Genomic DNA, 20,431 nt, shown 5'->3' with positions numbered 1-20,431 from the left:
GCTGACGTGACACACCATCGGCTCAAGAACATGGACTGGCTGCTGCGGGACCTGGCCGCCACCGTTCCGACGATCCGGCACATCGTCGTGCTGACCTCCGACGGCCTGTGCATCGCACGGCACAGCACCGAGCGGGACAGCGCCGAGCGCATCGCGGCCGCCGCCTCCGGCGTCAGGAGCCTGGCCCAGTCCATCGCCGCGGAGCTCCCGCCCGAGGACCCGGACGAGCCCGGTCTCCCCGTCACCCCCGGCGTCCCGGACGACGGCGGCGTCCGTCTGGTGATCCTGCACCTGGCCGGCGGCTTCTTCTACCTGATGTCGGCCGGCGAGAAGTCCTACCTCGCGGTGACGGCGGGCCCCGAGGTCGATCCCGGCCTGGTGAGCAACCGCATGCGGGACCTCGTGCTGCGGATCGGCGAGCACCTCTCCTCCCAGCCCCGAACCCCCGAGCAGGCGGCCCCGTGAGCGAGGTCCCCGGCGACGACGACGGGCCGACGCGCACGGAGGGGCCCGCCGTTCCGCTGTACGTCGTGACCGGAGGTGGCGAGGAGGACGACTCCTTAGTCCTGGATCTGGTCACGCTCGTCGTGTCCCGATCCGCTCCGTCCGCCGGCGCGGGACCGGAGCAGGCGGCGATCCTGCGGATGTGCCGGCGCCCGCTGTCCGTCGCCGAGATCTCCGCCCACCTGGACCTGCCGTTCAGCGCGGTGAACCTGCTGGTCGCCGACCTCCTCGCCCACCGCCACGTGGAGGTCCGCCAGACCCGCGCGGAGCAGGAGCTGGCCTCCTCCGACCCCGATCTCGAGATGCTGAAGGCGTTGATCGATGGACTCCAACGACTGTGACTACGGCTCAGGGGTCGGCACCGTGCCCGGCCCCCGGGCTGAGGACCTGCTGCCCAGTTCGGCCGAGACCTCGGTCAAGGTGGTGATCGTCGGCGGCTTCGGCGTGGGCAAGACGACACTGGTCGGCTCGGTGAGCGAGATCCGCCCGCTGACCACCGAGGAGACGATGACCACCGCCGGCGTCGGGGTCGACGACATCTCCGGGGTGGAGGGCAAGACGGAGACGACCGTCGCGATGGACTTCGGCCGGATCACCCTCAACGACCGGCTCGTCCTGTACCTCTTCGGCACGCCGGGGCAGCAGCGCTTCTGGTTCCTGTGGAACGGCGTGATCGAGGGGGCGCTCGGCGCGGTGGTGCTGGTGGACACGCGCCGCCTGGAGGACAGCTTCGCCGTCATGGACCGCCTGGAGCGCGGCGGCGTGCCGTTCGTCGTCGCGGTCAACAACTTCCCCGACACGCCGGTCCACCCCGTGCCCGAGCTGCGCGCCGCGCTCGACCTGCCGGAGCACCTGCCGGTGGTCAACTGCGACGCCCGCAAGCTCGACTCCAGCCGCGAGGTGCTGCTGACGCTGATGCGCTACCTGTACACCACCGCTACCTCGGAGGCTCCCTCACGATGAGCGACACGTCCCGCGCCGACTCACCCGCCGCCCTCCCCGTGGACCCCCCGGCCGCGGTCCCGCCGCCGTCCCCCGCCCCGAAGCCCCCGCCCGGGTGTCCCGCCCACGCGCTCGGCCCCGGCGGCGTGGTCCGGCTCTACGGGCCGGGCGTCGCGGAGGACTCGACGGCCGTGTACGACCGGCTGCGCGCCGACCACGGCGCCGTCGCGCCCGTGTTGCTGGAGGGCGACATCCCCGCCTGGCTGGTCCTCGGGTACCAGGAGATCCTGCACATCACCCGCAACCCGCGCCGCTTCAGCCGCGACGGACGCAACTGGCGCGAGTGGCAGGAGGGGCGGGTCCAGCCGCACGACCCGATCGCGCCCGTGCTGCTGTGGGGACCGGACTGCACCCACCAGGACGGCGCGCAGCACCAGCGGCTGCGCAGCGCCGTCAACGAGAGCCTGGAGCGTTGCGACCGCCGCGGCCTGCGCCGCGACGTCACCTACCACGGGCACCGGCTGATCGACGCCTTCTGCGGCACGGGACAGGCCGAGCTGCTCTCCCGGTACGCGCAGCAGCTGCCGATGCTGGTGCTCGCCAGGCTCCTCGGACTGCCGGAGGAGGAGGGCCCGCGCATGGTGACGGCCAGCCGTCAGCTGCTGATGGGCACGGAGAAGGCGGTCGTCGCCGACCAGCGGATCCAGCGGACCCTCGGCGGCCTGGTGGCGCGGAAGCGGGCCGAGCCGGGTCACGACCTCGCCTCGTGGCTCCTGGCCCACGACAGCGGCCTGACGGACGAGGAGGTCGCCCACCACCTGCGGCTGGTGATGATCGCGGCCAACGAGTCGACCACCAGCCTGATCGCCAACACCCTGCGGATGGTCCTCACCCACCCCCGCTTCCACGGCTCGGTGCGCGGCGGCCAGATGACGCTCCCCTCGGCGGTGGAGCAGGTGCTGTGGGACGAGCCGCCGTTCGCCGTGTGCCCCGGCGGGTTCGCCGCCTACGACATGGAGCTGGCCGGGCACACGATCCGCAGGGGGGACGCGTTACTCCTCGGCCTCGCGGCCGCCAACGCGGATCCGACGATCCGGCCCCAGCCGGGGGCGTTGATGCACGGCAACCGCTCGCACCTGTCGTTCACCTACGGGCCGCACGAGTGCCCGGGGCAGGACATCGGCAGGGCCATCACGGGAACCGGGATCGAGGTGCTGTTGGGGCGGCTGCCGGACCTCCGGCTGACGGTGGAGCCGGACGAGCTGCGGTGGGCGACCTCCACCTGGTCGCGCCACCTGGAGGCGCTGCCCGTGGAGTTCACGCCCACCGAGCAGGTCAACCCGGAGCGCCCACCGACGCCGGGCGCGGCCCTTTCCCGTTCGGCGCGCGCGGCGGACGCGGCCGACGCGGCCGAGACGGCGGACGCGGCGGAAGGGCCGGACGAGGCGCACGGCGCGGGCCGCGCGACCGGGGCGAAGAGGGCGGGCGACGTGGCAGGGCCGGTCGCGGGTCCCGGCGGGGCCGGGCGGCGCAGACGGCACGGCGCGGGCCCCCGCTGGCGACGCCGCCTGGCCCGGGTCACCCGGCGCGCGCGGGAACGGTGAGGTCCCCGACGACCGGCCCCTCGGCGCCGCCCGCGCCCGGCCCGTACCGGGCCGTCGTCACGCCCCAGCGCTGGTTGCCGACCATCCAGGCGCGCAGCCCGTCGACGTACCGCTCCAGCGCCTCGCGGCCCGCGGCGGCCAGCCGCCACCGCCCGGCCGCCAGGCGCGGCAGCCGGCGGCTGACGTCGAGGAAGAGCTCCACCCGCTGCCTGACCAGGCGCTCCACCTGCCGGGTGGCCTCGCTCCTGCCGCAGCCGGTGTCGCGCTGGCGGATCAGCACGAGGTTGTGCGGGTCGCCCTGGGCCTCCTCCCGCTCCACCGAGTGCACGTCGTTGCAGAGGAAGACGACGTCCCCGGCGCAGCGGGTGAGGGTCTGCACCTCGCGGCTGGCGTACGCGGGGGGCGGCACCTCGAAGCGGCCGGCGCGTTCGATCAGGTCGAAGCAGGGCGCGGTGCCCACGGCCTGGCGGCGCAGCGCCAGGTACGCCTCCTCGGTGAGGCGGACGCCGTGCCGGCGGTTGGCCGCCTCCCGCACGTAGGAGCGGAAGAAGCGGGTGAGGTTCGCGGCGGCGCGCTCCCGCCAGGCGGGGGACATGCCGTGCGCGCTGCGCCGCCACACGTCGTGGTAGGCGTGGGCGAGCGGCACGTCCAGCGGCGGCGGCGCGTCGGGCGGCTGGTAGGGGATCGAGGCGAGCGCGGCGCAGAGGGCGGCGGCGCGCTCCGGCTGCCGCCCGAGTTCGCCGTCGAACTGGTCGTCGAGGGGGAAGCCGAGGCAGACGGCGTCGGTCACCAGGTCGAGCGCGGCGCCCGTGGCCGCCGGGTAGGTGTACGCGGCCAGGTCCGTCAGGCGCCAGCGCCCGTACCGGCGGAGGGCGTCCTCGCCGCGGACGAGGCCGTGGGCGCGGACCCAGGCGAGGTGGTGACCCCTGGCCCGGTCGGCCTCGGGGTTGGTCCGGGTCGGGAACGGCAGGAAGAACCCGACGTCCTGCGGCATCGCCCACTTCCCTTCCGAGCTTCCTGGCTTCCGAGACGTCCGAGCTTCTGAGGAGGGCGGCCCCTGTGAGGAGGCCGAGCTGCTGAGGAGGTCAGCGTTGCGTGGGAGGTCGGGGCCTCCGTGTCGTCCGAGCGGGATCGTCCGAGCGGATGGGTGCGGGGGCCGGCAGGGTTTCAGCGTGGGAGAGCCTGCCCGTGGGTCACCGAACGCAATCAGACGATCACACCGATGGCCGGAAAGTGCCCGGCGCATATAGCCACGGCGCACGCCCCCATAATGTCAGTCCGACGATTAGCCGGCGTTTCTGCCCTAGACTCGACGACGTGCCTCAGCTACGCATCGCCCTGAACCAGGTCGACTCCACCGTCGGCGACCTCACCGGCAACTGCGAGGCGGTGGTGCGCTGGACGCGGCGGGCCGCCGAGCAGGGCGCCCACCTCGTCGCCTTCCCCGAGATGACGCTGACCGGCTACCCGGTCGAGGACCTCGCGCTGCGTTCCTCCTTCGTCTCCGCCAGCCGCGACGCGCTCCACGCGCTGGCCGGGCGGCTGGCGGACGAGGGCCTCGGCGAGACGCCGGTCGTGGTCGGGTACCTCGACCGGGCCGAGGAGGCAGAGCGTCCCCCGGGCAACGTCGGCCAGCCGGCCGGCGCCCCCCGGAACGCCGCCGCCCTGCTCCACCGCGGCCGGGTCCTCCTCACCCTGGCCAAGCACCACCTGCCGAACTACGGCGTCTTCGACGAGTTCCGGTACTTCGTGCCCGGCCAGACCCTCCCGGTGGTGCGGGTCCACGGCGTGGACGTGGCCCTGGCGATCTGTGAGGACCTCTGGCAGGACGGCGGCCGCGTCCCCGGCGCCCGCGCGGCCGGCGCCGGGCTGCTGCTGTCGATCAACGCCTCGCCGTACGAGGTGCGCAAGGACGACACGCGGCTGGAGCTCGTGCGCAAGCGCGCCGCCGAGGCGGGCTGCGTGCTCGCGTACCTCGCGATGGTCGGCGGCCAGGACGAGCTGGTCTTCGACGGCGACTCCATCGTGGTCGACCGGGACGGCACGGTCCTCGCCCGCGGGCCGAAGTTCGAGGAGGCGTGCCTGGTCATCGACCTCGAGCTGCCGGCCGCCGACCCGGGGGCGCGCGAGGGCGTCACCGACGACGGGCTGCGGATCGAGCGCGTCACCCTCGGCGAGGGGCCGCTGCCCGCCTACGAGCCGCGGTACGCCGCCGGCGCGCCGGAGCGGTTCGCGCCCCCGGTGGACGACGCCGAGGAGATCTACCGCGCGCTGGTCACGGGCGTGCGGGCGTACGTCGAGAAGAACGGCCTGGGCACGGCCCTCATCGGCCTCTCCGGCGGCATCGACTCCGCGCTGACCGCGACCCTGGCCTGCGACGCCCTCGGCCCGGACCGCGTCCACGGCGTGGCCATGCCCTCCCGGTACTCCTCCCAGCACTCGCTCGACGACGCCGCCGAGCTGGCCCGCCGCACCGGCCTGCGCCTGCGGACCGTGCCGATCGCCCCGATGTTCGACGCGTACATGGCCGAGCTCGGCCTGACGGGCCTGGCGGAGGAGAACCTCCAGTCCCGGCTCCGCGGCACGCTGCTGATGGCGATCTCCAACCAGGAGGGCCACATCGTGCTCGCACCGGGCAACAAGAGCGAGCTCGCCGTCGGGTACTCCACCCTCTACGGCGACTCCGTGGGCGCCTACGGGCCGATCAAGGACCTGTACAAGACCTCGGTCTACCGCCTGGCGCGCTGGCGCAACGAGGCCGCGGCGCGGCGCGGCGAGACCCCGCCGATCCCGGAGAACTCCCTGACCAAGCCGCCGAGCGCGGAGCTGCGCCCCGGCCAGCTGGACACGGACTCCCTGCCCGACTACGACGTGCTCGACCGGCTGCTGGAGCGGTACGTCGACCGCGACCAGGGGCGGGAGCAGCTGATCGCCGCCGGCTTCGAGGAGGAGCTGGTGACGCGGGTGCTGCGCATGGTGGACCTCGCCGAGTACAAGCGACGGCAGTACCCGCCGGGCACGAAGATCTCGCCGAAGGGCTTCGGCAAGGACCGGCGGCTGCCGATCACCAACCGCTGGCGCGAGTCGGCGTAGCCCCGGGCGGCGGGCGGCGGCTCACAGGCCGGGGGCGCCCCAGACGGGGAACCACCGGGCGAGGTCGTCCTCGACGCGCAGGTCGTCCGCCAGCATCGCCCGCAGCTGGAGCTCCAGCGCGTTGTCGCGCCGCTCCCCGCCCTCGGGGAGGGGCGCGAAGGGGTAGAACGTGCCGCGCTTGTAGAGGTAGACCAGCGCCAGGGGGCGCTCGTGCTCGTCGCGGAAGCCGACGAGGGAGCACAGCAGCTGCGGACCGAAGCCGCCGTCCTGGAGCACCGTGTTGACCGCGTGCAGGTCGCTGACGAGGCCGGCGAGGTCGTCCGGGGCGTGCCGGGTCAGCAGCCAGGTGTAGCCGTAGGAGTCGGCGCTGAACTCCACGGGGATCGTCGCCGGGTCCGCGCCGACCTCCCCGGCGCCGGGGTCCGCGTGGGCGACGGCGTCGGCGTCGGCGTCGAGCAGGCCGCGCACCTCGTCCCGAAGCCGGGCGAAGGCGCCGCCCTCCACGCTGGCGAAGCAGACCGAGCCGCGCCCCGTGGGGCGGAAGCCGGCTCCCGCCTGGAGGGTGACGGCCGCCGAGGGGACCGCGAAGAGCTGGTCGAGGTCGGGCCGGACCGGCTTGGTCCTGCCCAGCAGGATGTCGAGGAGGCGTCCCATCGCCCGCGCCGCCGCGCCGCGCTCAGGCCGACCCGCCGAGCTGGGCGGAGAGCCGGCCGAGCTGGTCCAGCCGCTGCCGCAGCGGGGGGTGGGAGGACAACAGGGCGCTCATGCTCTTCCCGCTGAACGCGGGCGCGAAGAAGAACGCGTTGAACGGCTCGGCCTGCCGCAGGTCCCGGGTGGGGATGCGGGACATCTCGCCGGAGACCTTCGTGAGGGCGGAGGCCAGGGCGGAGGGGCGGCCGGTCAGCAGCGCGCCGGCTCGGTCGGCGGACAGCTCGCGGTAGCGCGACAGCAGCCGGGTCAGCAGGAAGCTGATCACGTAGACGACGGCGCTGACCAGGGGGATGAGCAGCAGGAACACGTTGTTGTTGTCGCGTCCGCCCCGGGCGAAGCCGGTCCACAGCGCGATGCGGGTGATCAGCCCGGCGAGCACGCCGAGGAAGGAGGCGATCGTCATGACCGCGACGTCGCGGTGGGCCACGTGGGACAGCTCGTGGGCCAGGACGCCCTCCAGCTCCCTGGGGTCCAGCCGCCGCAGCAGCCCGGTGGTGGCGCAGACCAGGGAGTTGCGCTGGCCCCGGCCGGTGGCGAAGGCGTTGGGCACGTCGCTGTGGGCGATCGCGACCCTGGGCTTGGGCATGTCCGCCAGGGCGCAGAGCCGGTCCACCGCCCCGTGGAGCTCGGGCGCCTGCTCGGGCGTGACCTCCTTCGCGCCCATGCTGTACGCGGCGATGCGGTCGCTGAACCAGAACTGCGCGACGAAGAGCCCGCCCACCAGGAGGATGATCAGCGGCCACGAGGAGCCGAGCGCGGCGATCAGGACGCCGACGAAGACGACGTAGAGCAGCCCGATGAGGAACATGGTGGTCACCATCCGGCTGGTGAGCCCGCGGTCCGACGCGTACCGGGTGTGTGCCATCACTCCTCCTGCCCGTCGAGAGCCGACCTCTTCCCAAAATAGACCTATCGGAAGAAACGGCGCTCGGAGAGCCCGCTCGCGGGCGCGCTCGACGACACGCTCAGGAGGGCTCAGGGCGCGCCCAGGAGGGCTTCGGGCGCGCTCAGCCGTCGACGACGGGGTCGACGCGGGAGGCCACGGGCAGGTGGTCGCTGCCGGTCGAGGGCAGGGTCCAGGCCGACACCGGCTCCAGGCCCCGGACGAGGATCTGGTCGATCCTGGTCATCGGGAAGCCCGCCGGCCAGCTGAAGCCGAAGCCCTCTCCCGCCGCGCCCTGGGCGGACCGCAGCTGGGAGGTGAGCGGCGCGAGGGCGCCGTCGTTCATGGTGCCGTTGAGGTCCCCGAGGAGCACGACCTCGGCCAGCGGCTCGGCGGCGATCGCCTGCCCCAGCAGGTCGGCGGCCTCGTCCCGCCTCCCGGCCGTGAAGCCCGCGTCGAACTGCACCCGCACCGACGGCAGGTGCGCGACGTAGACCGCCACCTGCTCCAGCCCTGTCTCCTCGGCGGGGGTGACGGTGGCGCGCATCGCCCGGGTCCAGCCCAGGCCGATGTCGACGGCGGCCGTGTCGCTGATGGGGTACCGGCTCCACAGGCCGACCGTGCCCTCGACGGCGCTGTGCGGGAAGCGGGCGGCCAGAGCCTCCTCGTACGTCTCCAGCTGCTCCTCCGGCAGCTCCTGGAGCGCTATGACGTCCGCTCCGCTGCCCGCCAGGGCGTGCGCCGTCACGGCGGGGTCGGGGTTGTCGGCGTCCACGTTGTGGCTGATGACCATGAGGGCGCCGCCCTCGTCGGTCTTGTCCCTCAGCAGGCCGCCGAAGAGGTCGAACCAGACCAGCGCCGGCAGGAGGAGCGCGATCCCGGCCGTGGCCGAACGGCGCACCGCCGCGCACACGCCCAGCACCGGGATGCCGAGGCCGAGCCAGGGCAGGAAGGTCTGGAGGAGGCTGCCGAGGTTGCCCACCGCGTTGGGGACGCGGGAGTGGAGCAGCATCACCAGTGCCAGCAGCACCGCCGCGACCACGACGACCCAGCCGCGCCGCCAGTGGCCCGGCAGTTCGGCACACCACCGACGGACACGTCCGGCCACGCCGTCGCGCCGCCCGCCGTCCTCCTCCGGCTCCGGGCCGGCGGCGCCGCTGTCGGCCTCGACGCGCGGCCCCCGCCTGGCGCCCGGAGTAAACAGCCGTGCCATCCGTCTCCTCGCCGACCTCTCACGTGGTCACTCGCCCCGGTCACTCGACCTCTCACCTGGCCTGCCCCGGCACCCTAGGGAGCCGCCGCCGGGGGCGGCAAATCGCGGACACGCCACCCGGCCCCACCAAGCGGGACGAGACCGGACCCGTCCGTAGTTCCTGCTCCCGGCGATTCCTCATTCGCGGCCCCGGTGCGACGATGGAGTGACGATCCGGGGACGCCGTCACGGCGCCTCGAGAACGACGAACAGGAGCACGTGATGAACGCGTCCGTGAGCACCCAGCAGACCCCTGCCCTCTACGGCGGCAAGAGCAGCCGCCGCGTCACCGTCCGCGACATCTCCGCCGCCAAGCGGCGCGGCGAGAAGTGGCCGATGCTCACCGCCTACGACGCCATGACCGCCTCCGTCTTCGACCAGGCCGGCATCCCCGTGATGCTGGTCGGCGACTCCATGGGCAACTGCCACCTGGGGTACGACACGACGGTGCCGGTGACGCTCGACGAGATGGTCATGCTGTCGGCGGCCGTGGTGCGCGGCACGCGACGCGCGTTGATCATCGGCGACCTGCCGTTCGGGACGTACCAGGAGAGCCCCGCCCAGGCGCTGCGCAGCGCCACCCGCCTGGTCAAGGAGGCGGGCGTCGGGGCGGTCAAGCTGGAGGGCGGCGAGCGGTCCGCGGACCAGATCCGGCTCCTGGTGGAGTCCGGCATACCGGTCATGGCCCACGTCGGCCTCACGCCCCAGTCCGTCCACGCCTTCGGCGGCCACCCCGTGCAGGGGCGCGGCGAGGAGGCGGCGCAGCAGCTGCTGCGGGACGCCAAGGCCGTGCAGAACGCGGGCGCCTTCGCCGTGGTGTTGGAGCTGGTGACGGCGGAGCTCTCCGCCGAGGTCACGCGGAGCCTGCACATCCCGACGGTCGGCATCGGGGCGGGCGCGGAGTGCGACGCCCAGGTGCTGGTGTGGACGGACATGGCCGGGATGACGGAGTGGCCGGGCGGGCGGACGCCGCGCTTCGTGAAGGAGTACGCGCGGCTGCGCGAGACCCTCGGCGACGCGGCCAGGGCCTTCGCGGAGGACGTGGTGTCGGGCGCGTACCCGGCGGAGGGGCACAGCTTCCACTGAGCCGGTTGGGCGGGCCCCGTCCGGTGGTGGGGTCCGCCCGGTGGTGGGGTCCGCCCGGCCGTGGTGTCCGGCCGACGACCCTGGTCGGTGGCGGGGCCCATGGTCGGTGACCGGGCCTCGTCGGTGACCGGGCCGCGTCGGGTCAGTTCGGCTGCGGTTCCCCGGTGCACTGCGCCGGCTCCGCGATGGCCGGCGACGCGGCCGCCGCCCGCGCCGGGCGGGAGCGCCGCAGGTAGTACCAGGCCATGTTGGACGACAGGCCCGCCATCAGCACCCACACCACGCCCAGCCAGTTCCCCCGGGCGAAGGAGACCACGGCCGCGGCCACCGTCAGCGCGCACAGCAGCAGGGCGTAGAGGGCGAAGCGCCGCGCCTTGGCGGCGGTCGGGGCGGGAGGCACGGGGGGCATGGTCACGGCTCCGGGGTGGGGCTGTCGTGGGCGACGCTCGTCGGGCGGGGTGCCCCGCCGGCCCGTGTGGCCGCCCCGGGGCACCCCGCCATTGTCACAGGTCGCCTCAGAGGTCGGTGAGGCGGATGCCGGCGTGCGCCTTGTACCGCCGGTTGACGGCGATGAGGTTGGCCACCAGGGCCTCCACCTGGTGCGCGGTGCGCAGCCGCCCCGCGTAGACACCCCGGATGCCGGGGATGCGCCCGGCCAGGGCCTGCACGATCTCGCAGTCGGCCCGCGTGTCGCCCAGCACCATCACGTCCGTGTCGATCTTCTCCACGGCCGGGTCCTGGAGCAGCACGGCCGACAGGTGGTGGAAGGCGGCGGTCACCCGTGACCCGGGCAGCAGCGCGGCGGCCTGCTCGGCGGCGCTGCCCTCCTCGGGCCGCACGGCGTGGGCGCCGCGCTTGTCGAAGGCGAGCGGGTTCACGCAGTCGACCACGAGCTTGCCCGTCAGCTCCTCGGTGAGCGCCGACAGGGTGCGGGCGTGGCCGTCCCACGGGACGGCGACGATCACGATGTCGCTGGCGCGGGCGCAGGCCGCGTTGTCCATCCCCCGGACGCCGCCGTCGGGCAGGTCGAGCTCGGCGAGCTCGCGGGCGGCGGCCTCGGCCCGCTCGGCGGCCCTCGACCCGATGATCACCCGTTGTCCCGCCCTGGCCAGCCGGTAGGCGAGCCCACGGCCCTGGTCCCCGGTGCCGCCGAGGACCCCGACCACCAGCTCTGACACGTCCGGCAGGTCCCAGGGATCCTTGGGCGCCGGCTTGCTCGCACCCGATGCGTTCGCGGCGTCGTTCGTCGTCATAGCGGCATCCTGCCAAGTGCTCCTAGAGCAACGGTAGGCATGACGCGGTGGCGGACGTCACGCCGCGGCACCGCTAGGCCCTGTCGTCGCGGCCGCCGTCGCCGCCCGACCCGCCGTCCTCGCGGTCGTTCCAGCGCGGGTCGGTGCGCCAGGTCGCCTCGCGTTCGTGGGCGATGTCGATGGCCTCCGCGGCCTCCTCCCGGCTGGCGTACGGGCCGAGCCGGTTTCTCGCCGGGCAGTCGGGTCCCTCCTCCACCCTGCGGTGTTTGAGGCAGTAGTACCACTCTCCCGGCTGGCCGGACGGCGAGCGCCACGGGCGCGGGAAGCGGGGAAAGCGCGGAGGACGCGAGGATGGAGGGGCCATACCGTCATCCTGCCCAGCCGTACACTCGATCGCATGTCTGGCCAGTCGCTGCTCGTCGTTCCCGGCAGGGTCTCCCCCACGCGATCCGTCCCCACCGCCATCCCCCGCCCGGAGTACGTGGGCCGTGGCAGGAAGGGACCGCTGCCGTACCGGGGCCCGGCCGTGCAGAGCGAGGACGTCGTGGCGCGGATGCGGGTGGCCGGGTCGGTCGCGGCGCGGGCGCTGGCGGAGACGGCCGCGCACATCGCGCCGGGCGTGACCACCGACCAACTCGACGAGGTGGCGCACGCCTTCCTCTGCGACCACGGCGCGTACCCCTCCACCCTCGGGTACCGCGGCTTCCCGAAGTCCCTGTGCACCTCGGTGAACGAGGTCATCTGCCACGGCATCCCCGACTCCACGGTGCTGCGCGAGGGCGACATCGTGAACCTCGACATCACGGCGTTCGTCGACGGCGTGCACGGCGACACCAACGCCACCTTCCTGGTGGGCGGGGAGAGCGCCGTGGACGAGGAGTCGCGGCTGCTGGTGGAGCGGACCAGGGAGGCGTTGGACCGCGCGATCCGCGCGGTGAAGCCCGGCCGGCAGATCAACGTGATCGGCCGCGTCATCGAGTCCTTCGCCCGCCGCTTCGGGTACGGCGTGGTGCGGGACTTCACGGGCCACGGCATCCACACGGCGTTCCACTCCGGCCTGATCGTGCCGCACTACGACGACCCGAACGCGACCACCGTGATGCGGCCGGGGATGACGTTCACCATCGAGCCGATGCTGAACCTCGGCACCCACGAGTGGGAGATGTGGGACGACGAGTGGACGGTGGTCACGAGGGACCGGGCGCGTTCGGCCCAGTTCGAGCACACGCTGTTGGTGACGGAGACGGGCGCGGAGATCCTCACCCTTCCCTGAGCGTCCTCCTCGCCGGAGGGTGGACCGGCCGCGCCGCCGTCCGCCCCGGCCGCACCTGCCGCCTGCCGCGCCGCTCGCCCTCCGCCCGGCCACACCGGCCGTTCTGGCCGTTCTGGCCGTTTTGGCCGTTCCGGACGCGGTGGCCGTTCCAGCGCGTTCGAACGCGGCCGCGGGGAGTCATCCCGTAACACACCCGCCCCAGGCGTAACACGCGTGCCACACGTGCACCCCGCCGCGGAAACGCCCGCTCCCTAGCGTTCCCGGCCATGGATGCACCGATGTATACACCGCTGTCGACAGCGTCGTCGTCCGCCGGTCCCACACCTCGGCGGGGCGGACGCAACCGCCGCGAGGAGACCTACACCGAGCTGCGTCGCCTGCTGCTGGCCGGGGCGTTCGGCGCCCGCGCCCGCCTGGTGGAGGTGCAGCTGGCGGAGCGTCTGGGCGTCTCCCGCACCCCGGTGCGCGAGGCCCTCGTGCGCCTGGTCGCCGACGGCCTGGTCGAGCGCGGCCCCGACGGCTACCGCCCGGCCCGCCCCGACCTCGCCGGGCTGCGCGACCTCTACGAACTGCGCGTCACCGTCGAACTCCGGGGCCTCGCGAGGGCGTTGGAGTCCGACGCCGTCCGCCACGACGCGGCGCTGCTGGAGCCGCTGCGGGACCACTGGCGCGCGCTGCGCGCCGAGCCGCCGGAGCCCGACCCCGGCTTCGTGCTCCAGGACGAGGACTTCCACCTCACGCTGCTGCGTTCCTCGGGCAACCCGCGTCTGACGGAGACCCTGGAGTCGGTCAACGTCCGCATCCGCCCGGTGCGCATGTACGACTACCTCACCGAGGACCGCGTCGAGCGCACCGTCACGGAGCACCTGGAGATCGTCGAGCACGTGCTCGCCGGCCGGCTGCCCGAGGCGCTCACCGCGCTGCGGCTGCACGTGGGCGAGTCCCTCGACGTCGTCGAGCAGCGCGCCGCCCACGCCATCGCGCAGATGGCGCTGCGCGGCGGCGGCTGAGGCCCCCGGCCGAGGCCCCCTCACCCCGCCGCACCGTGCCGCCTCCTCCCCGCCGCTCCCACCCTCACCCCGAACGACCCGCAAGGACGTGAGCCGCATGGCGACGATCGACGCCACCCCCTACACCTGGCCCTACGACGGAACGTTCGTCCCCGCCCGGACGGCGCTGCTGTGCATCGACTGGCAGACGGACTTCTGCGGCCCCGGCGGCTACGTGGACGCCATGGGCTACGACATCTCCCTCACCCGGGCCGGCCTCGAACCCACCGCGCGGGTGCTGGCCGCGGCGCGTCGCGCCGGGATGCCCGTGGTGCACACGCGCGAGGGCCACCGCCCCGACCTCGCGGACCTGCCGGCCAACAAGCGCTGGCGCTCGCGCAGGATCGGCGCCGAGATCGGGTCGGCCGGCCCCTGCGGGCGCATCCTGGTGCGTGGCGAGCCCGGTTGGGAGATCGTGCCGGAGGTGGCCCCGGCCCCCGGCGAGCCGGTGGTGGACAAGCCGGGCAAGGGCGCGTTCTACGCCACCGACCTCGACCTGCTCCTGCGCTCGCGCGGCGTCACCCACCTGGTGCTGACCGGCATCACCACGGACGTGTGTGTCCACACCACCATGCGGGAGGCCAACGACCGCGGCTACGAGTGTCTGCTGCTGTCGGACTGCACGGGCGCCACCGACCGGGACAACCACGACGCGGCGCTGCGGATGGTCCAGATGCAGGGCGGGGTCTTCGGCGCCGTCGCCACCAGCGAGGCGTTGCTGACGGCGCTCGGCGAGCCGGCCGCGTCGCCGGGCGCCGCGCCGGCCACGCGCGGGGAGGCGGCGTGAGGGCCACGCGGGAGGCGACGGCCGACACGGGCGCGGTGGCCGGCACCGCCCTCGCGCGGGTGCGGCGCACGCTCGCGCTGCTGGCGGAGAGTCCGTACCCGGAGGTGTGGATCTCCGTGCGGCCGGCCGGGGAGCTGCTCGCCGAGGCGGCGGCGGTGGACGCCCGGGTAGCCGCGGGCGAGGAGCTGCCGCTGGCCGGGCTCGTGTGCGCGGTGAAGGACAACATCGACGCGGCGGGGCTGCCCACCACGGCGGGCTGCCCCTCGTTCGCCTACGACCCGGAGGTCTCGGCGCCCGCCGTGGCACGGCTGACGGCGGCCGGCGCGGTGGTCGTGGGCAAGACGAACCTCGACCAGTTCGCCACGGGCCTGGTGGGCACCCGCAGCCCGTACGGGGCGGTGCGCGCCGTGCACGACCCGCGGCGCGTCGGCGGCGGCTCCTCCTCGGGCTCGGCGGCGGCGGTGGCCCTGGGGCAGGTCGACCTCGCGCTGGGCACCGACACCGCGGGCTCGGGGCGGGTGCCGGCGGCGTTCCAGGGGGTGGTCGGGATCAAGCCGACGCGCGGTCTGGTGCCGACCGAGGGCGTGGTGCCCGCCGCCCGCTCCTTCGACTGCGTCACCGTGTTCGCGGCGACGCTGCCGCTGGCCGAGGCCGCCGCCGCGGTCCTGGCCGGCACCGCGACACGCGGCGCGGGCGGCGGACACGGCACGGACGGAGGCAACGCGGCCGGCAACGCGGACGCCGAAGGCGGCGTGGAGGCGCGGGCCTGGCCGGCCGACGCGCCGCTGGCGGCACCGCCCGCGCCGCGCGTCGCGGTCCCGCTGGCCGCGCAGCTCGCGCCGTTGAGCCCCACCTGGCGGGCCGCGTTCGACCGGGCCGCGGACCGGCTGCGCGCGGCCGGCGCCACGGTGGTGCCCGTCGACATCGAGCCGTTCCTGAGCGCGGCACGCCTGCTCTACGAGGGCGGCTTCGCGGCGGAACGTCACGCGGCGGTCGGCGCCTTCGTGGAGGCCGGCGGTGACGACGTCGATCCCACCGTCCGCGCGATCATCACCGCCGCCGGGCGGCTGCCCGCCCACCGCTACGCGGCCGACCTGGCGCGGCTCGCCGAGCTGCGGCGGGCCGCGACGGCACGGATCGCGGACTGCGCGGCGCTGCTGCTGCCCACCGTCCCCGAGCACCCGACGCTGGAGGCGGTCGCGGCCGATCCGGTCGGGGTCAACAGCCGCCTCGGGACGTACACCAACTTCGTCAACCTGCTGGACCTCGCGGCCGTGGCGGTCCCCGCGGGCAGCGTGGACGGCGGCCCGTTCGGGGTCACCGTCGTCGCCCGCGCCTTCGCCGACCGGGTGGCCGCCGACCTCGCCGCGACGCTCTCCCCACAGCGGGCGGCACCGCCGGCCCGATCCGGCGAGGGCGGGCTGCCGGCCTGGGGCCCGCCCGGCCTGCGGCTCGCCGTCTTCGGGGCGCACCTGGCCGGCCAGCCGCTGAACCACCAGCTGACCGGGCGCGGCGCCCGCCTCCTCGGCCCGGTCACCACCGCTCCGCGCTACCGCATGGTGGCGCTGCCCGGCGAGCCGCCGCGCCCCGGGCTGCTGCGGGTGCCCGACGGTGAGGGCGGCGGCGCCGGGCACGCCCTCGTCGGCGAGGTGTGGGCGCTGCCGCCCGCGCAGCTGGGTCACCTCCTCGCCACGCTCCCCGAGCCCATGGCGCTCGGCCGGGTGCTGCTGGACGACGGCACCTCGGTCACCGGCTTCCTGTGCGAGGCGCACGCCGCGCGGGGAGCCGAGGACATCTCCGCTCACCGGGACTGGCGTGCCTAACTGGCACGCCGGGCCCCTCGTCCCCCAGGAAGGGAAGTCGACCGATGACCCACACCCCCGCCGAGCGGGCCGAGCCCGCCGCCGGCCGCGCTCCCGCACCCGCACCCGCACCCGACCCCGTTCCCTCCGCCGCCGCTCCCTCCACCGCCGCCGCTTCCTCCCCCGATCCCGTCGACGAACGGCTGCCCTTCGGCCGGCTGGTGGCGTTCGGCGCCCAGCACGTCGCCGTCATGTACACCGGCTGTGTGGCCGTGCCGCTGGTCTTCGGCGCCGCCGCCGGCCTGGACACGGCCACGATCGGCATGCTCGTCGCCGCCGACCTGCTGGTCGCCGGCCTGATCACCATCGTGCAGAGCCTCGGCCTGACCCGGCTGTTCGGCGCGCGGATGCCGGTGGTGGCGGGCGCCTCGTTCACCGCCGTCACCCCGATGATCAGCATCCAGGGCGAGTACGGTCTGCCCGCGGTCTACGGCGCGATGCTCGCCGCCGGCGTCTTCGGCATGCTGATCGCCTATCCGTTCGCGCGTCTGGTGCGGTTCTTCCCGCCCGTGGTGCGCGGCACCGCGGTGACCGTGATCGGCCTGTCGCTGGTCGGGAAGGCGGTCGCGCTCATCGCGGGCGACGACCCGGACTCCCCCGACTACGCGGCGATGGACCGGCTGGCGCTGGCGGCCGGCGTGATCGTCCTGATCGTCGCGCTGACGCGCTTCGCGCGCGGCTTCCTGGCGCAGACCGTCGTGCTCGTGGGCCTGCTGGTGGGCACGGGGGCGGCGGCCGTGATGGGCATGACGGACTTCTCCACGGTCTCCGACGCCGACTGGTTCGGCTTCCCCGAGCCGTTCCACTTCGGCGCGCCGGAGTTCCCCCTCGCGGCCGTGGCCTCGATGTGCGTGGTGATGCTGGTGATCTTCGCCGAGTCCACCGCGTACCTGATGTCGGTCGGTGAGATGACGGGCCGTCCGGTGGGCCGGGCGGAACTGGCCAGGGGCCTGGCCGCTGACGGCCTGTCGGGCACCGTGGCCGGCGCCATGACCTCCTTCCCCGACACGGTGTTCGCGCAGAACGTCAGCCTGGTCCGGATGACCGGGGTGCGCAGCAGGTACGCGGTCACGGCGGCCGGCGTGCTGCTGGTGCTGCTCGGCCTGGTGCCCAAGATGGGCGAGACGGTGGCCTCGCTGCCCGGTCCCGTCATCGGCTCGGTCAGCCTGGTGATGTTCGCGATGGTCGCCCTGACCGGCATCCGCACCCTGAGTCAGGTGTCCTACGACGGCACGCACAACGGCACGATCGTGGGCCTGGCGCTCGCGGTGGGCATGGTGCCGGTCGTGGCGCCGCAGATCTACGCGGACTTCCCCTCCTGGTTCCGGATCGTGGCCGGCGGCTCCATCTCCAGCGCGGTCATCGTCGCCTTCTGCCTGAACCTCTTCTTCCACCACCTCGCCGTCGGCCGCCCGGCCGCCGGTGCCACCCCCGCCGCCGGCGCGACCCCCGACGCCACCGAGAACGCCGCCCCCGGCACCACCGAGAAGGAGCGCCCGTGACCACCGTCGACCTCGTGCGTGTGGAGACCTCCGACCCCGGCGACGTCCGCGCCGTGGACGCGCTGGCCGCCGCCGGGTACCGCCTCGCGGACGTGCTCGCCGTCGTCGGCAAGACGGAGGGCAACGGCTGCGTCAACGACTTCTCCCGCACGCTGGCCGCCGCCCGCTGGGAGACGCTGCTGCCGCCGGAGACCGTCACGGTGTTCTCCGGCGGCACGGAGGGCGTCCTCAGCCCGCACGTGAACCTGCTGGTGGGCACGGACACCGCCGACCCGGACACCGCCGACCCCGGCGGCGACCCCGGCGGCGAGCAGCACGAACAGCACGACCGGTACGACCGGGGCCTGGTCGCCGCCGCGGCGCGCACCCGGATCCTCGCGCCCGAGGAGGTGGGCAGGGCCGCGCAGGTGACGGCGGTGCGCCACACCGTCGAGGGCCTGCTGGCCCGGCTCGGTCTGGCGCCGGACGAGACGCACCTGGTGCTCGTCAAGTGCCCGCTGCTGACCTCCGAGCGGGTCGCGGCCTGCCGCGCCGAGGGCGGCGAGCCGGTGACGGAGGACACCTACGAGTCCATGGCGCGGTCCCGCGCGGCGGCCTCGCTCGGCATCGCCCTGGCGCTCGGCGAGTGCACGCCGGAGCAGGCCGACGCGGCGCTCGCCTCCGGGCCCGCCTCCGGGGCCGGCGCGCGGGTGTGGTCCTCCCGTGCCTCGGCCAGCGCGGGCGCCGAGCTGACCGACTGTCACGTGCTGGTGCTGGGCACGAGCACCGCCGCCCGCAGCCGGCTGCGGGCCGTGCACGGCACCATGGCCGACGCCATCGACCTGACGACGCTGACGGGCCTGTTCGACCACGTGCGCCGGGCCGGCGGGGAGGTGGTGCAGGTGTTCGCGAAGGCGGAGGCGGACCCTGCGGGCACGGTACGCGGGGTCCGCCACACCATGCTGACCGACTCCGACCTGCACGCCACGCGACACGCGCGGGCCGCCGTCGGCGGACTGCTCTCGGCGCTGGCCGGGCACACGGCGCTGTACGTCTCGGGCGGGGCGGAGCACCAGGGCCCGCCGGGCGGCGGCACCGTGACGGTCGTCTACCGGGTGCCGTGACGTGCGGCCCCGCCTGGTGCTGCTGCACGGCGCCGCCACGACGGCGGAGGTGTGGCGGCGGATGCTGCCCCACCTCGACGGCCTCGACGGCCTCGACGTCGTCTGCCCCGAGCGGCCCTGCACCGGCTCGCTGGAGACCGAGGTCGCCGCGCTCGCCCCGCTGTGCGCGGACGCCGCCGTGGCCGGGGTCAGCGGCGGCGCCACGCTGGGCCTGGAACTGGCCGCGCGCGGGGTGCCGTTGACGGCGGCCGTGCTCCACGAGCCGGCCGCGGGGTCGCTGGCCCCCGGGCTGCTGGCGCACGTCGCCGAGGGGCTGCGCACGGGTGGCGTGGCGGGCTTCGGGCGGGCGCTGTACGGGCCGTCGTTCGACGCCGGAGCGGCGCCGGGGCGTGCTGTCGTGGAGCGGGAGTTCGCGATGTTCCGGGGCTTCGAGCCCGCGGCTCCCGCGCCCGGCTGTGGGCCCGTGCTGCTCACCGTCGGTGAACGCTCGCCGGCTGCGCGGCACGCCTCGGTGGCGGCGCTGGCCCGCCACTGCGGCGGCCTGGGCCGGGAGGTGGTGCCGGGCGGCGGGCATGCGGTGCACCTGGACGTCCCCGAGGCGTTCGCGGCCGTCGTCCGCGCCCACCTGCGCCGGGTGGCCGGGCCGGCCGGGTCCACCGCGTGAGGCGGGCGCTTCCAGCCACTCCCGGCCCCACTCCCAGCCACACTCCCAGCCACACTCCGGAGCCGCGTTCCTGCCCGTTTCTCGCGCCCGCGTTTCCCGACAGCGTGTCGGTAAACCCTTGACTTAGGTGAACCTAAGTACTCACCATGGCCTGGTGACCACCGCACTGAACACCGCCGCCACCCCGTTCTCCACCCTCATCCGCGAGGCCTCCCACCAGCAGCACGTCGAGGCCGAGAGCTCCCCCTTCATGAGCGAGATGCTCGGTGGCCGGCTGGGCGTGGCCGCGTTCACCCGGTACACGGAGCAGCTGTGGTTCGTCTACCGCGCCCTGGAGGAGGCCGCCGAACGGCTGGCCGACGACCCGGTCGCGGGTCCGTTCGTCAGCCCCGCACTGTTCCGCACCGCGGCCCTCGCGCAGGACCTCGACCACCTGCACGCCGGCACCGCGTGGCGCACGACGCTCGCGCCCCTGCCCGCCACCGAGAGGTACGCCGCCCGCGTGCGGGAGGTGGCCGAGGGGTGGCCGGGCGGGTACGTCGCCCACCACTACACCCGGTACCTCGGCGACCTCTCGGGCGGCCAGGTCATCCGCGGCACCGCCGAGAAGACCTGGGGCTTCACCCCCAGGGGCGACGGCGTGCGGTTCTACGTCTTCGACCAGGTCGGGAACCCGGCCGCGTTCAAGCGGAGGTACCGCGCCCGGCTGGACGCGATCCCCGTCACCGACGACGAGAAGCTGCGCGTCGTCGACGAGTGCCGGCGCGCCTTCGCCCTGAACACGGCCGTCTTCCGGGAGCTCGGCGACGCCACACGGTAACCACGACGTAACCGTGGGAAGCTAACGATCGTCCGTTTTCGTT

General features: G+C 74.6%; 21 protein-coding genes. 14 read left to right on the top strand and 7 right to left on the bottom strand.

Going from position 1 to position 20,431, the window contains the following annotated elements; translation table 11 throughout:
- Positions 1 to 6 precede the first annotated feature (6 nt).
- Genes ACTWP5_RS07200 through ACTWP5_RS07185 form a run of 4 tightly spaced genes read left to right on the top strand, consistent with a single transcriptional unit; the run spans position 7 to position 3,050 of the window.
- Positions 7 to 465, top strand: coding sequence for a roadblock/LC7 domain-containing protein (locus tag ACTWP5_RS07200; protein WP_443219905.1), 459 nt, complete (start codon positions 7 to 9; stop codon positions 463 to 465).
- The gene (locus ACTWP5_RS07195) at positions 462 to 845 is read left to right on the top strand and encodes a DUF742 domain-containing protein (protein ID WP_443219904.1); all 384 of its coding nucleotides are present in this window, start codon (positions 462 to 464) and stop codon (positions 843 to 845) included. Before ACTWP5_RS07200 ends, ACTWP5_RS07195 begins: the two co-directional genes overlap by 4 nt.
- The gene (locus tag ACTWP5_RS07190; protein WP_443219903.1) at positions 826 to 1,467 is read left to right on the top strand and encodes a GTP-binding protein; all 642 of its coding nucleotides are present in this window, start codon (positions 826 to 828) and stop codon (positions 1,465 to 1,467) included. Before ACTWP5_RS07195 ends, ACTWP5_RS07190 begins: the two co-directional genes overlap by 20 nt.
- Positions 1,464 to 3,050, top strand: coding sequence for a cytochrome P450 (locus ACTWP5_RS07185; protein ID WP_443219902.1), 1,587 nt, complete (start codon positions 1,464 to 1,466; stop codon positions 3,048 to 3,050). The genes ACTWP5_RS07190 and ACTWP5_RS07185 overlap by 4 nt, the downstream gene beginning before the upstream one ends.
- On the opposite strand, the gene ACTWP5_RS07180 is transcribed toward ACTWP5_RS07185, so the two are convergent.
- Complete coding sequence (locus tag ACTWP5_RS07180) at positions 3,025 to 4,044, bottom strand: terpene synthase family protein (RefSeq protein WP_443219901.1); 1,020 nt, start codon at positions 4,042 to 4,044, stop codon at positions 3,025 to 3,027. The two genes, ACTWP5_RS07185 and ACTWP5_RS07180, sit on opposite strands and share 26 nt — an antisense overlap.
- Positions 4,045 to 4,367: 323 nt before the next feature.
- Here ACTWP5_RS07180 and ACTWP5_RS07175 point away from each other — a divergent pair, with 323 nt between their 5' ends.
- A complete protein-coding gene (locus ACTWP5_RS07175; protein ID WP_443219900.1) occupies positions 4,368 to 6,143 on the top strand; it encodes an NAD+ synthase in 1,776 nt (591 codons plus the stop codon).
- Positions 6,144 to 6,164: 21 nt separating this feature from the next.
- On the opposite strand, the gene pspAB is transcribed toward ACTWP5_RS07175, so the two are convergent.
- The 3 genes from pspAB to ACTWP5_RS07160 form a co-directional block, all read right to left on the bottom strand.
- Positions 6,165 to 6,797: a PspA-associated protein PspAB gene (gene pspAB / locus ACTWP5_RS07170; protein WP_443219899.1), complete on the bottom strand. Its 633-nt coding sequence runs from the start codon at positions 6,795 to 6,797 to the stop codon at positions 6,165 to 6,167.
- Between the two features lie 22 nt (positions 6,798 to 6,819).
- Positions 6,820 to 7,719, bottom strand: coding sequence for a zinc metalloprotease HtpX (gene htpX, locus ACTWP5_RS07165; protein ID WP_443219898.1), 900 nt, complete (start codon positions 7,717 to 7,719; stop codon positions 6,820 to 6,822).
- 142 nt (positions 7,720 to 7,861) lie between these two features.
- The gene (locus tag ACTWP5_RS07160; protein ID WP_443219897.1) at positions 7,862 to 8,950 is read right to left on the bottom strand and encodes an endonuclease/exonuclease/phosphatase family protein; all 1,089 of its coding nucleotides are present in this window, start codon (positions 8,948 to 8,950) and stop codon (positions 7,862 to 7,864) included.
- 261 nt (positions 8,951 to 9,211) lie between these two features.
- Between ACTWP5_RS07160 and panB the strand changes: the two genes are divergently transcribed.
- A complete protein-coding gene (panB, locus tag ACTWP5_RS07155; protein WP_443219896.1) occupies positions 9,212 to 10,075 on the top strand; it encodes a 3-methyl-2-oxobutanoate hydroxymethyltransferase in 864 nt (287 codons plus the stop codon).
- 142 nt (positions 10,076 to 10,217) lie between these two features.
- Here the strand turns inward: panB and ACTWP5_RS07150 are convergent, their stop codons facing one another.
- From ACTWP5_RS07150 to ACTWP5_RS07140, 3 genes are all read right to left on the bottom strand, one after another.
- Positions 10,218 to 10,484, bottom strand: coding sequence for a hypothetical protein (locus ACTWP5_RS07150; RefSeq protein ID WP_443219954.1), 267 nt, complete (start codon positions 10,482 to 10,484; stop codon positions 10,218 to 10,220).
- Positions 10,485 to 10,590: 106 nt separating this feature from the next.
- Positions 10,591 to 11,328 (bottom strand): NADPH-dependent F420 reductase, encoded by a 738-nt coding sequence (gene npdG, locus ACTWP5_RS07145; RefSeq protein ID WP_443219895.1) that lies wholly within the window; start codon positions 11,326 to 11,328, stop codon positions 10,591 to 10,593.
- A gap of 73 nt (positions 11,329 to 11,401) precedes the next feature.
- On the bottom strand, positions 11,402 to 11,692 hold the full coding sequence (locus ACTWP5_RS07140; RefSeq protein ID WP_443219894.1) for a hypothetical protein: 291 nt from the start codon (positions 11,690 to 11,692) through the stop codon (positions 11,402 to 11,404).
- A 33-nt stretch (positions 11,693 to 11,725) separates the two neighbouring features.
- Here ACTWP5_RS07140 and map point away from each other — a divergent pair, with 33 nt between their 5' ends.
- From map to ACTWP5_RS07100, 8 genes are all read left to right on the top strand, one after another.
- The gene (gene map, locus ACTWP5_RS07135) at positions 11,726 to 12,601 is read left to right on the top strand and encodes a type I methionyl aminopeptidase (protein WP_443219893.1); all 876 of its coding nucleotides are present in this window, start codon (positions 11,726 to 11,728) and stop codon (positions 12,599 to 12,601) included.
- 266 nt (positions 12,602 to 12,867) lie between these two features.
- Positions 12,868 to 13,611: a GntR family transcriptional regulator gene (locus ACTWP5_RS07130; protein WP_443219892.1), complete on the top strand. Its 744-nt coding sequence runs from the start codon at positions 12,868 to 12,870 to the stop codon at positions 13,609 to 13,611.
- A gap of 97 nt (positions 13,612 to 13,708) precedes the next feature.
- Entirely contained in the window at positions 13,709 to 14,437 is a 729-nt protein-coding gene (biuH, locus tag ACTWP5_RS07125; protein WP_443219891.1) for a biuret amidohydrolase, read from the top strand.
- Positions 14,434 to 16,260, top strand: coding sequence for an allophanate hydrolase (gene atzF / locus ACTWP5_RS07120; RefSeq protein WP_443219890.1), 1,827 nt, complete (start codon positions 14,434 to 14,436; stop codon positions 16,258 to 16,260). Before biuH ends, atzF begins: the two co-directional genes overlap by 4 nt.
- Positions 16,261 to 16,304: 44 nt before the next feature.
- On the top strand, positions 16,305 to 17,801 hold the full coding sequence (locus ACTWP5_RS07115) for a nucleobase:cation symporter-2 family protein (RefSeq protein WP_443219889.1): 1,497 nt from the start codon (positions 16,305 to 16,307) through the stop codon (positions 17,799 to 17,801).
- Positions 17,798 to 18,904, top strand: coding sequence for a ring-opening amidohydrolase (locus ACTWP5_RS07110; RefSeq protein WP_443219888.1), 1,107 nt, complete (start codon positions 17,798 to 17,800; stop codon positions 18,902 to 18,904). The genes ACTWP5_RS07115 and ACTWP5_RS07110 overlap by 4 nt, the downstream gene beginning before the upstream one ends.
- A 1-nt stretch (position 18,905) precedes the next feature.
- Positions 18,906 to 19,568 carry an alpha/beta fold hydrolase gene (locus ACTWP5_RS07105; protein WP_443219887.1) on the top strand — a complete coding sequence of 221 codons (663 nt, stop codon included), beginning with the start codon at positions 18,906 to 18,908 and terminating at the stop codon, positions 19,566 to 19,568.
- 154 nt (positions 19,569 to 19,722) lie between these two features.
- Complete coding sequence (locus ACTWP5_RS07100) at positions 19,723 to 20,388, top strand: biliverdin-producing heme oxygenase (RefSeq protein ID WP_443219886.1); 666 nt, start codon at positions 19,723 to 19,725, stop codon at positions 20,386 to 20,388.
- Positions 20,389 to 20,431 lie beyond the last annotated feature (43 nt).

The sequence above is a fragment of the Streptomyces sp. 4N509B genome (genome assembly GCF_052245655.1).
In the GTDB taxonomy this organism is placed as follows: domain Bacteria; phylum Actinomycetota; class Actinomycetes; order Streptomycetales; family Streptomycetaceae; genus Streptomyces.
The sequence above is the reverse complement of the archived record's forward strand: the minus strand, read 5'-3'. Positions and strand labels throughout refer to the sequence as shown.

Coding starts and splice junctions, on each gene's coding strand:
- ACTWP5_RS07190 (WP_443219903.1), top strand. CDS start 826: ATGGACTCCAACGACTGTGACTACGGCTCAGGGGTCGGCACCGTGCCC.
- ACTWP5_RS07185 (WP_443219902.1), top strand. CDS start 1,464: ATGAGCGACACGTCCCGCGCCGACTCACCCGCCGCCCTCCCCGTGGAC.
- ACTWP5_RS07180 (WP_443219901.1), bottom strand. CDS start 4,044: ATGCCGCAGGACGTCGGGTTCTTCCTGCCGTTCCCGACCCGGACCAAC.
- pspAB (WP_443219899.1), bottom strand. CDS start 6,797: ATGGGACGCCTCCTCGACATCCTGCTGGGCAGGACCAAGCCGGTCCGG.
- htpX (WP_443219898.1), bottom strand. CDS start 7,719: ATGGCACACACCCGGTACGCGTCGGACCGCGGGCTCACCAGCCGGATG.
- ACTWP5_RS07160 (WP_443219897.1), bottom strand. CDS start 8,950: ATGGCACGGCTGTTTACTCCGGGCGCCAGGCGGGGGCCGCGCGTCGAG.
- panB (WP_443219896.1), top strand. CDS start 9,212: ATGAACGCGTCCGTGAGCACCCAGCAGACCCCTGCCCTCTACGGCGGC.
- ACTWP5_RS07150 (WP_443219954.1), bottom strand. CDS start 10,484: ATGCCCCCCGTGCCTCCCGCCCCGACCGCCGCCAAGGCGCGGCGCTTC.
- npdG (WP_443219895.1), bottom strand. CDS start 11,328: ATGACGACGAACGACGCCGCGAACGCATCGGGTGCGAGCAAGCCGGCG.
- ACTWP5_RS07140 (WP_443219894.1), bottom strand. CDS start 11,692: ATGGCCCCTCCATCCTCGCGTCCTCCGCGCTTTCCCCGCTTCCCGCGC.
- map (WP_443219893.1), top strand. CDS start 11,726: ATGTCTGGCCAGTCGCTGCTCGTCGTTCCCGGCAGGGTCTCCCCCACG.
- ACTWP5_RS07130 (WP_443219892.1), top strand. CDS start 12,868: ATGGATGCACCGATGTATACACCGCTGTCGACAGCGTCGTCGTCCGCC.
- biuH (WP_443219891.1), top strand. CDS start 13,709: ATGGCGACGATCGACGCCACCCCCTACACCTGGCCCTACGACGGAACG.
- ACTWP5_RS07115 (WP_443219889.1), top strand. CDS start 16,305: ATGACCCACACCCCCGCCGAGCGGGCCGAGCCCGCCGCCGGCCGCGCT.